This window comes from Pseudomonas zhanjiangensis (assembly GCF_041027545.1).
GTDB lineage: Bacteria > Pseudomonadota > Gammaproteobacteria > Pseudomonadales > Pseudomonadaceae > Aquipseudomonas > Aquipseudomonas zhanjiangensis.
The window spans coordinates 103,076-117,842 of the sequence record NZ_JBFTEG010000001.1; the positions used below are offsets into that span (position 1 = coordinate 103,076).

Annotated in this window: 16 protein-coding genes; 9 read left to right on the forward strand and 7 right to left on the reverse strand. The window is 68.4% G+C overall.

Annotation, left to right across the window (positions count from 1 at the left end):
* Positions 1-11: 11 nt before the first annotated feature.
* Positions 12-962 (forward strand): homoserine kinase, encoded by a 951-nt coding sequence (locus AB5S05_RS00440; RefSeq protein ID WP_369285427.1) that lies wholly within the window; start codon positions 12-14, stop codon positions 960-962.
* A 3-nt stretch (positions 963-965) separates the two neighbouring features.
* Here AB5S05_RS00440 and AB5S05_RS00445 read toward each other — a convergent pair whose 3' ends face one another.
* The 3 genes from AB5S05_RS00445 to znuA form a co-directional block, all read right to left on the reverse strand.
* Positions 966-1,652, reverse strand: coding sequence for a TSCPD domain-containing protein (locus AB5S05_RS00445; RefSeq protein ID WP_369285428.1), 687 nt, complete (start codon positions 1,650-1,652; stop codon positions 966-968).
* 51 nt (positions 1,653-1,703) lie between these two features.
* Complete coding sequence (locus AB5S05_RS00450; RefSeq protein ID WP_369285429.1) at positions 1,704-3,854, reverse strand: adenosylcobalamin-dependent ribonucleoside-diphosphate reductase; 2,151 nt, start codon at positions 3,852-3,854, stop codon at positions 1,704-1,706.
* Positions 3,855-3,964: 110 nt separating this feature from the next.
* Complete coding sequence (znuA, locus tag AB5S05_RS00455; RefSeq protein WP_369285430.1) at positions 3,965-4,915, reverse strand: zinc ABC transporter substrate-binding protein ZnuA; 951 nt, start codon at positions 4,913-4,915, stop codon at positions 3,965-3,967.
* A gap of 65 nt (positions 4,916-4,980) precedes the next feature.
* Between znuA and zur the strand changes: the two genes are divergently transcribed.
* The 7 genes from zur (at position 4,981) to AB5S05_RS00490 (ending at position 10,663) form a co-directional block, all read left to right on the forward strand.
* Positions 4,981-5,466 (forward strand): zinc uptake transcriptional repressor Zur, encoded by a 486-nt coding sequence (gene zur, locus AB5S05_RS00460; protein WP_369285431.1) that lies wholly within the window; start codon positions 4,981-4,983, stop codon positions 5,464-5,466.
* Positions 5,463-6,269 carry a zinc ABC transporter ATP-binding protein ZnuC gene (gene znuC, locus AB5S05_RS00465; RefSeq protein ID WP_369285432.1) on the forward strand — a complete coding sequence of 269 codons (807 nt, stop codon included), beginning with the start codon at positions 5,463-5,465 and terminating at the stop codon, positions 6,267-6,269. Before zur ends, znuC begins: the two co-directional genes overlap by 4 nt.
* Positions 6,262-7,050, forward strand: coding sequence for a zinc ABC transporter permease subunit ZnuB (gene znuB, locus AB5S05_RS00470; RefSeq protein ID WP_369285433.1), 789 nt, complete (start codon positions 6,262-6,264; stop codon positions 7,048-7,050). The genes znuC and znuB overlap by 8 nt, the downstream gene beginning before the upstream one ends.
* 79 nt (positions 7,051-7,129) lie before the next feature.
* Entirely contained in the window at positions 7,130-7,975 is an 846-nt protein-coding gene (locus tag AB5S05_RS00475) for a PA5502 family lipoprotein (protein WP_369285434.1), read from the forward strand.
* A 201-nt stretch (positions 7,976-8,176) separates the two neighbouring features.
* Positions 8,177-9,184 carry a methionine ABC transporter ATP-binding protein gene (locus tag AB5S05_RS00480; protein ID WP_369285435.1) on the forward strand — a complete coding sequence of 336 codons (1,008 nt, stop codon included), beginning with the start codon at positions 8,177-8,179 and terminating at the stop codon, positions 9,182-9,184.
* Positions 9,184-9,849 (forward strand): methionine ABC transporter permease, encoded by a 666-nt coding sequence (locus tag AB5S05_RS00485; RefSeq protein WP_369285436.1) that lies wholly within the window; start codon positions 9,184-9,186, stop codon positions 9,847-9,849. The genes AB5S05_RS00480 and AB5S05_RS00485 overlap by 1 nt, the downstream gene beginning before the upstream one ends.
* 43 nt (positions 9,850-9,892) lie before the next feature.
* Positions 9,893-10,663, forward strand: a complete 771-nt coding sequence (locus AB5S05_RS00490) for a MetQ/NlpA family ABC transporter substrate-binding protein (RefSeq protein WP_369285437.1) — start codon at positions 9,893-9,895, stop codon at positions 10,661-10,663.
* A 54-nt stretch (positions 10,664-10,717) separates the two neighbouring features.
* Here AB5S05_RS00490 and AB5S05_RS00495 read toward each other — a convergent pair whose 3' ends face one another.
* Positions 10,718-11,584 (reverse strand): LysR family transcriptional regulator, encoded by an 867-nt coding sequence (locus AB5S05_RS00495; RefSeq protein WP_369285438.1) that lies wholly within the window; start codon positions 11,582-11,584, stop codon positions 10,718-10,720.
* Positions 11,585-11,695: 111 nt separating this feature from the next.
* Between AB5S05_RS00495 and AB5S05_RS00500 the strand changes: the two genes are divergently transcribed.
* Positions 11,696-12,121, forward strand: a complete 426-nt coding sequence (locus AB5S05_RS00500) for a VOC family protein (RefSeq protein WP_369285439.1) — start codon at positions 11,696-11,698, stop codon at positions 12,119-12,121.
* Positions 12,122-12,130: 9 nt separating this feature from the next.
* On the opposite strand, the gene AB5S05_RS00505 is transcribed toward AB5S05_RS00500, so the two are convergent.
* From AB5S05_RS00505 to AB5S05_RS00515, 3 genes are read right to left on the reverse strand one after another with little or no spacing between them, the layout of a single operon-like run.
* The gene (locus tag AB5S05_RS00505) at positions 12,131-12,766 is read right to left on the reverse strand and encodes an SCO family protein (protein WP_369285440.1); all 636 of its coding nucleotides are present in this window, start codon (positions 12,764-12,766) and stop codon (positions 12,131-12,133) included.
* An 11-nt stretch (positions 12,767-12,777) separates the two neighbouring features.
* Complete coding sequence (gene cyoE, locus AB5S05_RS00510; protein ID WP_369285441.1) at positions 12,778-13,683, reverse strand: heme o synthase; 906 nt, start codon at positions 13,681-13,683, stop codon at positions 12,778-12,780.
* An 18-nt stretch (positions 13,684-13,701) separates the two neighbouring features.
* Complete coding sequence (locus AB5S05_RS00515) at positions 13,702-14,763, reverse strand: COX15/CtaA family protein (RefSeq protein ID WP_369285442.1); 1,062 nt, start codon at positions 14,761-14,763, stop codon at positions 13,702-13,704.
* Between the last annotated feature and the right edge of the window lie 4 nt (positions 14,764-14,767).

The following is a 14,767-nucleotide window of genomic DNA, read 5'->3' on the forward strand; positions in this document are numbered from 1 at the left end:
GCGGTCCTGACATGTCGGTATTCACTCCTCTCGAACGCCATGAACTGGAAGAGTTCCTGGCCCCCTACGGCCTGGGTCGCCTGCGTGACTTCCAGGGCATTGCCGCGGGTAGCGAGAACAGCAATTTCTTCATCAGCCTGGAGCAGGGCGAGTACGTCCTGACCCTGATCGAGCGCGGCCCCAGCGACGACCTGCCGTTCTTCATCGAACTGCTCGACGTGCTCCACGACGCCGGTCTGCCGGTGCCCTATGCCCTGCGCACCGAAAGCGGCGAGGCGCTGCGCAGCCTGGCGCAGAAGCCGGCGCTGTTGCAGCCGCGCCTGCCCGGTAAGCACGTGGCCTGGCCCAACCCGCACCACTGCACGGAAGTCGGCAGCCTGCTGGCGAACCTGCACCTGGCCACCCGCGAGCGGACCCTCGAACGCAAGAGCGACCGCGGCCTGGACTGGATGCTCAAGGAAGGCCCGAGCCTGGCGCTGCAACTGGAGGAGGCGCAGCTGGAGCTGCTGCGCGGTGCGCTGGCCGAGATCGACCGGCTCAAGCCCAGGGTGCTGGCCCTGCCGCGGGCCAACCTGCACGCCGACCTGTTCCGCGACAACGTGCTGTTCGACGGCAACCACCTGGCCGGGGTCATCGACTTCTACAACGCCTGCTCGGGGCCGATGCTCTACGACCTGGCGATCGCCCTCAACGACTGGTGCTCGGAGCCCGACGGCAGCCTCGACGCGCACCGCGCCCAGGCATTGCTGGCCGCCTATGCCGCGCTACGGCCGTTCACGGCGGCCGAGGCCGAACTCTGGCCGGCCATGCTGCGCATCGCCTGCGTACGTTTCTGGCTGTCGCGGCTGATCGCCGCCGACTCCTTCGCCGGCCAGGAAGTACTGATCCACGACCCGGCCGAGTTCCAGCGCCGCCTGGAACAGCGCCAGCAGGTCGATCTGCCGTTGCCCTTCGCCCTGTAAGCCTCAGCCGCAACGGGAATAGCCGCAATTGAGGCAGGTGGCACAGCCTTCCAGGTGCACCACCGCCTGGGTCTGGCACTTGTCGCACAGCCGCGCGCCGGGGGGAAAGCCTTCCCCCGGCTCGACCGCCGCCGCATCCTGGCTGGCCTGGTAGACCGCCCACTTCTCGGCCAGCTGGCGGCGCTGCTGGGCGTCCAGCTCATGCCCCGCGAGCAGGCCGATGGCGCTCAGGTGGCGCTCCAGCACCGCGCCGATCTCCGCCACCAGCGACGGCATGTACTGGCCACCGCGCTTGAGGTAGCCGCCGCGCGGGTCGAACACCGCCTTGAGCTCCTCGACCAGGAAGGTGCAGTCGCCGCCCTTGCGGAACACCGCCGACATGATTCGGGTCAGCGCCACTATCCACTGGAAGTGCTCCATGCCCTTGGAATTGATGAAGATCTCGAAGGGTCGGCGCTGCTCGTGGGGCGTGCCGGCATTGAGCAGGATGTCATTGATGGTCACGTACAGGGCATGCTCGGACAACGGCGAGTTGATCTTGTAGGTCACCCCGAACAGGGTCTCCGGGCGCTGCAGGGTCTCGTCCATCTGCACCGGCGCCGGCGCTTCGGCATCGGCCGCGCGCTGCATCGCCGCGACCTCGTCGACCACCTCGAAGCCCTTGATGCGCTGCCCGATCTTCACCACCATAAGCCTCTCCCCGGCACGCCGACGGCCGCTACCCGAGCGGTCCGGCGCGCCTCAGAACTTGCCGTAATAGCCTTCCTTCAGCGCCTCGAACAGGTTGGCGGCGGTATGCACCTGGCCGTCGTACTCCACCTCCTCGTCGCCGCGCAGCTCCACCAGGCTGCCGTCCTCCAGCTCGAAGCGATAGCGGGTGCGGCTCAGGTCCGCGTCCTTGACCAGCACGCCCTGGAACACCTGCGGATTGAAGCGAAAGGTGGTGCAGCCCTTGAGCCCCTTGCGCCAGGCGTAGCGGTAGATGTCCTTGAACGCCTCGAACGGGTAATCGGCCGGCACGTTGGCGGTCTTGGAGATCGAGGAGTCGACCCACTTCTGCGCTGCCGCCTGCATGTCCACGTGCTCGCTGGGGCTGATGTCCTCGCTGCTGACGAAGTAATCCGGCAGGCGCTCGCCCGCCTCGTCCGAACCGGGCCGGGCCCGTGGATTGACCAGCGCGCGGTAGGCCAGCAGCTCATAGCTGAACACCTCGACCCGGTCCTTGCTCTTGCGTCCGGGGCGGATCAGGTTGCGCGAATACTGCTGGGCGAAGCTCGGCTCTATGCCGTTGGAGGCGTTGTTGGCCAGGCTCAGGCTGATGGTGCCGGTGGGGGCGATGGAGCTGTGATGGGTGAAGCGCGCGCCCTTTTCGGCCAGCGCCTGCACCAACTCGGGCGCGTGCTCGGCCAGGTGCTGCATGTAGCGTGAATACCTGGCGTGCAACAGCCGGCCGGGCAGACGATCGCCGACCTTGTGTCCGTCGGCCGCCAGTTCCGGGCGCTGGCGCAACATCTTCGCCGTCACCTCGAACTCCTGCGTCAGCAGCGGCGCCGGGCCTTTCTCCTCGGCCAGCTCCAGGCCCACCTGCCAGCCGGTCAGGGCCATCTCGCGCGCGACCTGCTCGGTGAACACGCAGGCCGCCGGGCTGCCGTAGCGCAGCTTGAGCAGCGCCAGGGCCGAGCCCAAGCCGAGAAAACCCATGCCGTGGCGGCGCTTGGCGAAGATCTCCTCACGCTGCGGCGCCAGCGGCAGGCCGTTGATCTCCACCACGTTGTCGAGCAGACGGGTGAAGACGCGCACCACCTGGCGGAACCTGTCCCAGTCGAAGCGGGCGTTGGCGCCGAACGGCTCCTCGACGAAGGCGGTCAGGTTGAGCGAGCCGAGCAGGCAGGCGCCATAGGGCGGCAGCGGCTGCTCGCCGCAGGGGTTGGTGGCGCGGATGTCCTCGCACCACCAGTTGTTGTTCTGCTGGTTGACCCGGTCGATCAGGATGAACCCCGGCTCGGCATAGTCATAGGTCGAGCGCATCAGCTGGTCCCACAGCTCGCGGGCGCGCAGGCTGCCGTAGACCTTGCAGGCGACCCGGCCGTCGGCGCCGACGACGTAGCCCTCGGCATGCCGCGGCCAGTCGCGCCAGCGCACCTGCTCCGGGTCGTTCAGGTCGAGGGCGGCGCGCTCCTTGGGATGCACCGGGAACAGCAGCGGCCAGTCGTCATCGGCCTCGACCGCCTGCATGAAGTCATCGCCGACCAGCAGGCTCAGGTTGAACTGGCGCAGGCGTCCGTCCTCGCGCTTGGCCGCGATGAATTCGCGCACATCCGGGTGGGCGACGTCGAAGGTGGCCATCTGCGCCCCACGGCGGCCGCCGGCGGAGCTGACGGTGAAGCACATCTTGTCGAAGATATCCATGAACGACAGCGGCCCGCTGGTCTGCGCCCCGGCACCGGACACGGAGGCGCCGCGCGGGCGCAGGGTGGAGAACTCGTAGCCGATGCCGCAACCGGCCTTGAGCGTCAACCCGGCCTCGACCAGCTTGCCGAGGATGTCCTCCATGGAGTCGGCGATGGTGCCGGAGACCGTGCAGTTGATGGTCGAAGTCGCCGGCCGGCAGGCCTGCGCGCCGGCATTGGCGACGATGCGTCCGGCCGGGATGGCGCCGTTGCGCAGCGCCCAGAGGAACTGCTGGTACCAGTGCTCGCGCAGAGGAGGCGCCTCGACCTCGGCCAGGGCGCGGGCGATACGCTGCCAGCTGTGATCGAGGCTGGCCTCCAGCGGCTTGCCGTCGCGGTCGCGCAGGCGGTACTTGTGCGCCCACACGTCCAACGCGGCCGCCTGCAGGGCGATGCCCGACCCCGCGGCCGATACCGGAGCCGATTCGCGTGCCTTTGCCATCTGCCGACCTCCCGTCGCCGGGGCGAGAAGACCCTTGCCTGTCTTTCACCTTAGCGTCTCTGGAGGTAGCGTGGCGCCCCGACGCTTGTCCGTTGGCGACGGGGCGGCTGCTACAGCCTCTCCAGGCAGCCGGCCAGGTCATCGGCCAGACGCTCCAGCAGGCGCTCGTAGCCGCCGCCATCCACCGTCAGATCGGCGCCCATAGCATCCAGTTCGGCCAGGGTCACCGGCAGGCCGGCGCTCAGGGTGTCGGCCAGACGTGGACGCAGCGGCGGCTCGCTGAACACGCAGCTCGGTCCGGCCTGGCGCAGGCGCTCACGCACCGCCGCCACGTGACGGGCGCCGGGCTGGACCTCGCCGGCCAGGCTGAACACACCGGCATGCTCCAGGCCATAGGCGGCCTCGAAATAATCGTAGGCCTCGTGGAAGACGAAATACGGCTTGCCGGCCACCCCGGCCAGGCGCGCCCGCAGGCGCTGGTCGAGGGCGGCCAGGCGCTCGCCGAACGCGGCCAGGTTGGCCTGGTAGCGCGGCGCATTGGCCGGGTCGGCGGCGGCCAGGTCGGCGGCCATCTTCGCCGCGATCACCTGGGCGTTGGCCGGCAGCAACCAGAGGTGGGCGTCCAGGCTGCCGGGACGATGAGCGTGATCGTGTTCCTCGATCGCATCCTGAGCATGCTCCTCGTGCTCATCGTGATCGCCGTGCTCGTCATGCTCCTCGCCGAAGTGGCGCAGCTGCATGCCGGGCAGGTCCTGCACCGCCACGCTCGGCTTGTCACGCCCCGCCAGTACCCGCGGCAGGAAGCTCTCCAGGTCAGCGCCGACCCAGTACAGCAACTCGACCTCGCGCACCCGGCGCACGTCGGAAGGCCGCAAGGCGTAGTGGTGCGGCGAGGCGCCTGGTGGCAGCAGCACCTCGGGCGCGCCCAGGCCGTCCTGCACCGCCGCGGCGATCAGCTGCAGCGGCTTGATGCTGGTCAGCAGCCGCACCTCGGCCTGGGCGGGAAAACTGCTGAAAAAAGCGACACAGAGCAGGCCAACTAGCGAAAAAAGACGGGACACGGCAACACCCAGGCAGGAGAGAACAGGTAATATAATAACGTCTCTATCCGCAGCCGTCGCCGCCCATGATCCTCACACCGCTGGCCTCACGTCCCCACGACCACTCCCGCTGCGTCAGCCAGGCCCTGGCCGAGGCCGAAAGCATCTGCGCGCGCCAGGGCGTACGCCTGACCGCCCTGCGCAAACGGGTGCTGGAGCTGGTCTGGCAGAGCCACAAGCCGCTGGGGGCCTACGACATCCTCGCCGTACTGAGCGAGGAGGACGGCCGCCGTGCCGCCCCGCCGACCGTCTACCGCGCCCTGGATTTTCTCCTCGAGAACGGCCTGGTGCACCGCATCGCCTCGCTCAACGCCTTCGTCGGCTGCAACCGGCCGGAGCACGCGCACCAGGGCCAGTTCCTGATCTGTCGCCAGTGCCACGCGGCCATCGAGCTGGAACAGGCGGCCATCAGCCAGGCGATAGTCGCGGCGGCCGCGGCGGTCGGCTTCAGCGTCGACAGCCAGACCGTCGAAGTGGTCGGCCTGTGCGCCGGCTGCCAGGAGGCGAAATGAGCGATGCCCTGATCCGCCTCGACGGCATCGCTGTCAGCTTTCGCGGGCAGAACGTACTGCAGGACGTGCGTCTGAGCGTAAAGCCCGGCGAGATCGTCACCCTGATCGGCCCCAATGGCGCCGGCAAGACCACCCTGGTGCGCGCCGTGCTCGGCCTGCTCAAGCCGACCAGCGGCAGCGTCTGGCGCAAGCCGCGGCTGCGCATCGGCTATATGCCGCAGAAGCTCCATGTGGATGCCACCCTGCCGCTCAGCGTGCTGCGTTTCTTGCGCCTGGTGCCGGGCGTCGATCGCGCCAGCGCCCAGGCGGCGCTGGCCGAGGTCGGCGCCAGCCAGGTAATCGACAGCCCGCTGCAGGGCATTTCCGGCGGTGAACTGCAGCGCGTGCTGCTGGCCCGGGCGCTGCTGCGCGAGCCCGAACTGCTGGTGCTGGACGAGCCGGTGCAGGGCGTCGACGTGGCCGGCCAGGCCGAGCTTTACCGCCTGATCACCCGCCTGCGCGACCGCCACGGCTGCGGCGTGCTGATGGTCTCCCACGACCTGCACCTGGTGATGAGTACCACCGACCAGGTGGTCTGCCTGAACCGTCACGTGTGCTGCTCCGGCCACCCCGAGCAGGTCAGTGGCGACCCGGCCTTCGTCGAGCTGTTCGGCCAGGACGCCCGCAGCCTGGCGGTCTACCACCACCATCACGACCACGCCCACGACTTGCACGGCGCGGTGGTCAGCGAAGCCTCTGCCGGCCTGACCATCAAGGGCCCGCTCAAGCCGCATGTCCACGGAGATGGCTGCAACCATGGCTGATTTCCTGCTCAACGCCCTGCTCGCCGGCCTGGCCCTGGCCCTGGTCGCCGGCCCCCTCGGCTCCTTCGTCGTATGGCGGCGCATGGCCTACTTCGGCGATACCCTGTCCCACGCCGCACTGCTCGGCGTCGCCCTCGGCCTGATGCTGGACGTCAGCCCGACCCTGGCGGTGACCGTCGGCTGCGTATTGCTCGCCGCCCTGCTGGTGACCCTGCAGACCCGCCAGCCGCTGGCCTCCGACACCCTGCTGGGCATCCTCGCCCACAGCACCCTGTCCCTGGGCCTGGTGGTGTTGAGCTTCATGAAGGACGTGCGCATCGACCTGATGAGCTACCTGTTCGGCGACCTGCTCGCCGTCGGCCCGGGCGACCTGGCCTGGATCGTCGCCGGCAGCGCCCTGGTGCTGGTGGTGCTGGCCATACTCTGGCGGCCGTTGCTGGCGATCACCGTGCACGAGGAACTGGCACGGGTCGAGGGCCTGCCGGTAGCCGCGATCCGCTTGAGCCTGATGCTGCTGATCGCGGTGGTGATCGCCGTGGCGATGAAGATCGTCGGCGTACTGCTGATCACATCCTTGCTGATCATCCCGGCTGCCGCGGCGCAGCGCCACGCGCGCACCCCGGAGCAGATGGCCCTGGGCGCCAGCCTGCTGGGCATCCTGGCGGTCTGCGGCGGGCTCAGCCTGTCCTGGTTTCAGGACACCCCGGCCGGGCCCTCGATCGTGGTGTCCGCCGCCAGCCTGTTCCTGCTCAGCTTCGCGTTGCCACGGCGCACGGCCTGAGCGTCGTCGGCGAGTTTGGTACCGCCGTGCCCGGCGGTGTAGACTTGCGCGTTTTTTGCGCAATTCGAGACTCGCAGCAATGAAGTCGTTCGCCTCTGGTTGTCTGTCCATCGTTGCCCTGTCGCTGCTGTTGGCCGCCTGCCAGAGCGCGCCGCAGGTCGCCAACCCGCCCACCGACGAGCTGGTCAGCGCCTTTCGCCAGCTCGATCAGAGCCTGAGCGCCGGCCAGCTGGAGCAGGCCGAAAGGCAGCTCGCCGACCTGCAACGGCGTACCAGCGGCGACACCCGCCTGGAGCAGTACCAGCGCCAGCTGGCCGAGGCCTATCTGCAGCAGGGCCAGCGGGCCCTACGCGCCGGCGACCTCGACCGCGCGGCCACGGCCCTGGGCCAGGCGCGCAGCCTGATGCCCCAGGCACCCGCGCTGACCACCGGCCTGGAGGGCGCCATCACCCAGGCGCGTCAGGTCGAACGGGACAACGCCGAGCGCGCCCGCCAGGCCGCCGAGCAGGCCGAGGCGGCACGCCTGGAACAGGCCCGTCAGCTGCGCCAGGCCGCCGAACACCAGGCGGCCGCCATCCAGGCCACTCAGACTTCGAAAGCGCCGGAAGCGCTCAAGCCGCTGACCAGCGCCCGGGCCCAGGTGATCGACCCGACGGCCGCCAAGAGCCGGGTGCCGCTGCCGATGCTGGACAACCAGGACAACGAGCGCCTGCGCAGCCTGCTCGACCGGGTCGCCCAGGACATAGTGACGTTCCGCTGCACGGTCAGCATCGAAGTGCGCGAGGCCCGCGACTATCTGTGGGTCGCGGCGCTGCTCAACGCACGGATCAAGCGCCTCGACCCCGGCTTCAGCCCGCAGCTGGAGCGGGTGATCAAGCCGCAGCAGGACCCCCAGCTGGTGCTCAGCCCGCAAGCCAAGCCGTGACGCGGCCCGGGTCCAAGACGGCCGGGCTAGCCCGGCCGTTTGCGTTGGCCATGGCGATAAGCCCCCTGGGCGCCGGCACCACTAATGCAATTCAGCTATAACCATAGGTCTACAAAGATTTTTGCGGCCTAAACAGCGACGGGTAGACTAGCCAGCCTCCACGCCTACCCGGCCGCTCGACGAACCCACAAGGTTTACCCCGTGATCAATTTCCACCAGGTCCACAAGGCGTATCGCGTTGCCGGACACGCCATCCCCGCCCTGCAGCCGACCGACCTGCGCATCGCCCGCGGCGAGGTGTTCGGCATCATCGGCCACTCCGGCGCCGGCAAGAGCACCCTGCTGCGCCTGATCAACCGCCTGGAAGAGCCCAGCGGCGGACGCATCGAGATCGACGGCATAGACGCCACCGCCCTCGACGCCGATGGCCTGCGGCGTTTCCGCCAGCGGGTCGGGATGATCTTCCAGCACTTCAACCTGCTGTCGTCGAAGACCGTCGCCGACAACGTCGGCCTGCCGCTGAAGCTGGCCGGCCAGCTGCCGCGCCGCGAGATCGACCAGCGCGTCGCCGCCCTGCTGGCCCGGGTCGGCCTGCAGGATCATGCGCAGAAGTACCCGGCGCAGCTGTCCGGCGGGCAGAAACAGCGGGTCGGCATCGCCCGCGCCCTGGCCACCGAGCCGAAGATCCTGCTGTGCGACGAGGCCACCAGCGCCCTCGACCCGCAGACCACCGCCTCCGTTCTGCAACTGCTGGCCGAAATCAACCGCGAGCTGGGCCTGACCATCGTGCTGATCACCCACGAGATGGACGTGATCCGTCGGGTCTGCGACCGGGTGGCGGTGATGGACGCCGGCCGGATAGTCGAGCTGGGGCCGGTGGCCGAGGTGTTCCTGCATCCGCAGCACGCCACCACCCAGCGCTTCGTCCAGGAATCCGAGCATGTCGACGAGCACGAACGGCGCGACGACTTCGCCCATGTGGCCGGGCGCATATTGCGCCTGACCTTCCAGGGCGAGGCCACCTATGCGCCGCTGCTCGGCACCGTGGCGCGCGAGACCGGGGTGGACTACAGCATCCTCGCCGGGCGCATCGACCGGATCAAGGACACCCCCTACGGCCAGCTGACCCTGGCCCTGACCGGCGGCGACCTGGACGCCGCCATCGCCCGCTTCGAAGCGGCGGACGTGCACCTGGAGGTGCTGCGCTAATGGATACCTTGCTTCCCAACGTCGACTGGCTGGAAATCTGGCAGGCCAGCCTGGACACCCTGAGCATGCTCGGCGGCTCGCTGCTGTTCACCATCCTGCTCGGCCTGCCCCTGGGCGTGCTGCTGTTCCTCACCGGACCGCGCCAGCTGTTCGAGCAGAAGGCGCTGTATGGCGTGCTCTCGCTGCTGGTCAACGTGCTGCGCTCGGTGCCATTCGTCATCCTCTTGATCCTGATGATCCCGCTGACCGTGCTTGTCACCGGCACCTCGCTGGGCGTGGCCGGCGCCATTCCGCCGCTGGTGGTGGGCGCCACACCGTTCTTCGCGCGGCTGGTCGAGACCGCCCTGCGCGAGGTAGACCGCGGCATCATCGAGGCGACCCAGGCGATGGGCGCCAGCACCCGCCAGATCGTGATCAACGCCCTGCTGCCCGAGGCCCTGCCGGGCCTGGTCGCGGCCGTCACCGTCACCGCCATCACCCTGGTGTCCTACACCGCCATGAGCGGCCTGATCGGCGGCGGCGGTCTCGGCGATCTGGCGGTGCGCTACGGCTATCAGCGCTACCAGCCGGACGTGATGCTGGTCACCGTGGTCCTGCTGCTGGTCCTCGTCCAGATCCTGCAAAGCGCCGGCGACAAGCTGGTGGTGCACTTCTCCAGAAAATGAGGCGGCCACCCGCCGCCCCCCCTGATCCCACAAGGAGCCCTTGATGAAAAAACTGCTAGTTGCCGCCGCGGCCCTGGTCGCGCTGTCCGCCCAGGCCGAGAGCCTGACCGTCGCCGCCACCGCCGTGCCCCACGCGGAAATCCTCGAGTTCGTCAAACCGGCCCTGGCCGCCGAAGGCGTCGAGCTGAGCGTCAAGGTGTTCACCGACTACGTGCAGCCCAACGTGCAGGTCGCCGAGAAGCGCCTGGACGCCAACTTCTTCCAGCACCAGCCCTACCTCGACGAGTTCAACAGCAGCCGCGGCAGCGAGCTGGTCAGCGTCGCCGGCGTGCACGTCGAGCCCTTCGGCGCCTACTCGAGCAAGCACAAGAGCCTGGACGCGCTGCCCGAAGGCGCCCAGGTGGTGATCCCCAACGACGCCACCAACGGCGGTCGCGCCCTGCTGCTGCTGGCCAAGGCCGGCGTGATCAGCCTCAAGGACGGCGCCGGCATCACCGCCACGGTCAAGGACATCGCCGCCAACCCCAAGGGCATCAAGGTGCGTGAACTGGAAGCGGCGACCCTGCCGCGCGTGCTGGACCAGGTCGACCTGGCCCTGATCAACACCAACTATGCCCTGGAAGCCGGCCTCAACCCGACCCAGGACGCGCTGGTCATCGAAGGCAGCGACTCGCCCTACGTCAACATCCTGGTCGCCCGCCCGGACAACAAGGACAGCGCCGCCATGCAGAAGCTGGCCAAGGCATTGAACAGCGCCGAGGTGAAGGCATTCATCGAGCAGAAGTACCAGGGCGCCGTGGTGCCGGCGTTCTAAGCCGACGGTTCGAGCCCAGCAGAACGAGCCCGCCGCGTGCGGGCTTTTTCTTGCCTAGTTGCCGGCCCCGGGGCGCAGGCACTCGAGCAGGCACTCCAGCGCCGGCTGGCGCTGGGCCCGGCGCAAGACCGCGACCAGCTCGCGGTGGAACGTCAGCGCGCCCAGCTCGACCACCCGCAGGCGGGTCGGCCGCTGCAGCCACAGGCCGGCGCGCGGCACCAGCGCCACGCCGAGGCCGCACTCGACCATGCGCACGATGGCCTCCAGCTCGTCCAGTTCCAGCGCCTCGCGCACGCTCAGGCGCTGCTCACGGAGGAACTGGCTGACCCGCCGACCACCGAAGGAAGTGCGGTCGTAGCGCACGAAGGGCTGCTCGGCAAGCAGGCGCAGCGGCTCATCGCCCTCGACCTGCAGTGGCGCGATCAGCACGAAGGGTTCGCGCGCCAGACTGACCTGCAGCAGCTCCTTGGGCAGCTCGAACGGCGGCTTGATCAGCAGGGCCAGGTCCAGTTCGCCGGCATCCACCTGGCTCAACAGGTGCAGCGACACGCCGGGCACCAGCTTCAGCTCGACCCGCGGCGCGGCGGCGCGAAAGCGCGGCAGGGCCTCGGGCAGCAGGCCGGTCTGCACCGTGGCGATGGCGCCGACCCGCAGCTCGCCCTGCCACTCGGCAGCCGCGGTTGGCAGGGCCATCTGCGCATACAGGTCGAGGATTTGCTCGGCCAGGGGCAGGGCATGCCGGCCGGCGGCATTGAGCACCGCGGCGCGGCCGCTGCGATCGAACAAGCGCACGCCGAGGCTCTGCTCCAGCACGCGCATCTGCGCGCTGACCGCCGACTGGGTCAGACCGACGTGCTGGCCGGCGGCGGCGAAGGTGCCGTGGCGGGCGACCAGCACCAGGGTTTTCAGCTCGCGCAGCATAAGCGCCTCGACTGATCGAAATTATTCGTGCTTGCTCGCAAGGATATTCGCTTTCAATCAGTATCGCTGCTGCTGAGAATGGCCACTCCGACCACTCCGAGGAGATTCAGCATGGCACTCGCCCCCTTTCACCTGGCCATCCCCGTATACGATCTGGCCGCCGCCCGGCAGTTCTATGGCGACCTGTTCGGCTGCGCCGAGGGCCGCAGCAGCGAGCACTGGGTGGATTTCGACTTCTTCGGCCACCAACTGGTGATCCATCAGGCGCCGAAGATGGCCTATCAGGAAGCGGCGCACTGCAACCCGGTGGACGGTCACGAGGTGCCGGTGCCGCATTTCGGCGTGGTGCTGGCGTGGGAGGATTGGCAGCGCCTGGCCGAGCGGCTGCAGGCGCGGGGAACGCATTTCGTCATCGAGCCCCATGTGCGCTTCGCCGGCCAGATCGGCGAGCAGGCCACCCTGTTCCTCCTCGACCCCTGCGGCAACGCCCTGGAGTTCAAGGCGTTCAAGGACATCGACCAGCTGTTCGCCAAGTAACGCTATCCGTCAGTCGGCCCGGCTGACCAGCCCGGGAAGCTGGGCAAGCAACTTCACGTTGTTCAGCGGCGCACGAATAAAGCCGCGCTGGGTGCCGTCCGGGCCGAGGATCACCAGGTTGCCGCTGTGATCGACCGTGTAGTTCTCCTTGCTGGTATCGGCCGGGATATAGGGGATGCTCACGGCGTTGGCGAATTTCTGGATATCGGCCTCCTCGCCGGTCAGGCCGATGAAAGCGGGATCGAAATAGCCCAGGTACTGCTTCAGCTGCTGCGGCGTATCGCGGTGCGGATCGACACTGACCAGCACGATGCGCAGGTTGGCGCGGGCCTGCTCCGGCAGCTGGCTAAGCAGCTGGCGCAACTCGGCGAGGGTGGCCGGGCAGATGTCCGGGCAGAAGGTATAGCCGAAGAACAGCAGGCTCCATTGCCCCTTGAGCTGGTCGACCCGAACCGCTTCGCCGTCCTGGTTGACCAGGCTCAGCTCGGGCAGGGTGCGGCTCTGCGGCAACAGCACGATGCCGGCGTCCAGCAGGGCGGTCGGATCGCCCTGCCCCTTGCTGTTGAGTACCTTGTTGACGGTCAGCCCGAGCACCAGCGCGACTATGGCAACGAGAACGAAAACGGTGATCTGGGTTCGGGACATGGCACCAACGATTACAGGTTGAACATCAGGTAGTGATCGGCCAGCAGGGCGATGAACAGCAGGAACAGGTACCAGATACTGTACTTGAAGGTGTTGATCGCCGCGTGTGGCCGGCTGTCACGGTACAGCACCCAGGCCCAGTGCAGGAAGCGCCCGCCCAGGCCGATGGCACAGACCAGGTAGAGCAGGCCGCTCATGTGGATGGCGTAGGGCAGCAGGGTGACGGCGAACATCACGCAGGTGTAGAGCAGGATGTGCACCTTGGTGTAGTGCTCGCCGTGGGTCACCGGCAGCATGGGAATGTCGGCCTTGGCGTATTCGGCCTTGCGGTGAATGGCCAGAGCCCAGAAGTGCGGCGGCGTCCAGGCGAAGATGATCAGCACCAGCAGCAACGGCTCGGCGGTCAGCTGGCCGGTCACCGCGACCCAGCCGAGCAGCGGCGGTGCGGCGCCGGCCAGGCCGCCGATGACGATGTTCTGCGGCGTGGCGCGCTTGAGAAAGCCGGTGTAGATCACCGCGTAACCCAGCAGCGAGGCCAGGGTCAGCCAGGCGGCCAGTTCGTTGGTGAAGGTGAGCAGCAAAGCAAGGCCGGCCACCGCCAGCAGCAGGGCGAAGCTCAACGCCGCCACGGGCGTTACCCGCCCTTCGGCCAGCGGGCGTTTGTGGGTGCGCGCCATCACCGAGTCGATGCGTCGGTCGACCACGTGATTGACCGCCGCCGCCGCACCGGCGCACAGGCCGATGCCCAGATTGCCGAACAGCAGCACCGTCCAGGGCACGCCGGCGCGGGTGGCGAGGAACATGCCGACCAGCGAGGTGATCAGCATCAACACCACCACCTTCGGCTTGGTCAGCTCGAGGTAGTCGCGCCAGCTGGCATGGGTGTGGGCATGTTGCTTGCGCGCTAGGGTCGCCATGAGGTTTCTCCTCGATTGTTATTTGCCGGACAGCGCCGCGAAGCCAGCGCCGGCGACCGGGTCGTCGGCTGATTCGGACGTTGTCGGGGATGATTGCCTGGCCGCGCCGCGCAGCCGGTAGTTGACCAGCACCAGGGTCAGCAGCAGGACCGCACCGCCGGCGTTGTGCGCGACCGCCACCAGTAGCGGCAGGTGCAGCAGCACGTTGCCCATGCCCAGGCAGAGCTGCACGGCAAGGGCCAGCATCAGGCCGCCGGCCAGCCCTGGCAGGCCGCTACGGCGCAGTTGCCAGGCCAGCGTCAGCAGCACCAGGGACACGACCAGGGCACCGAGTCGATGGGTCATGTGGATCGCGGTGCGCGCGTCGCTGTCGAGCTGCCCGCCGAGGTAGTTGGGGCCGATGTGCTGGGTCAGGTGAAAGCCGTTGGCGAAGTCCATGGCCGGCCACCACTGGCCGTGACAGGTCGGCAGGTCGATGCAGGCCACCGCCGCGTAATTGCTGCTGACCCAACCGCCGAGGGCAATCTGGCCGACCACCAGAACCAGTGCACAGGCGGCCAGGGTGTGCAGCCTGGAAGGCAGGCGCGGTAGCCGGGGGGCCGCGCCGGAGAGGCGCAGGCTCAACAGGAACAGCAGGCTGAGGGTGGCGAAACCACCGAGCAGGTGGGCGGTGACCACCTGCGGCCAGAGCTTCAGGGTCACCGTCCACATGCCAAAGGCGGCCTGCAGGATCACCAGCCCCAACAGCGCCAGCGGCAGCTTCAGCGGCTGGCCCGGCTCGCCACGGTAGCGCCAGGCCTGTAACGCCAGGGCGAGAATGCACAGGCCGAGGCTGCCGGCGAAATAGCGGTGGACCATTTCATACCAGCCCTTGGCCACCTCCAGCGGGGCCCCCGGAAAGCGTGCCTCGGCCAGCGCCTGGTTGTGCTCGCTCATCGGCACGCCAAGAAAGCCGTAGCAGCCTGGCCAGTCGGGACAGCCCAGGCCGGCATGGCTGAGGCGGGTATAGGCGCCGAGCATCACCACCACCAGAGCCAGCAGGGTGGCGAACAGGGCCAGACGGTATCCGGGTCTAGTCATCGCC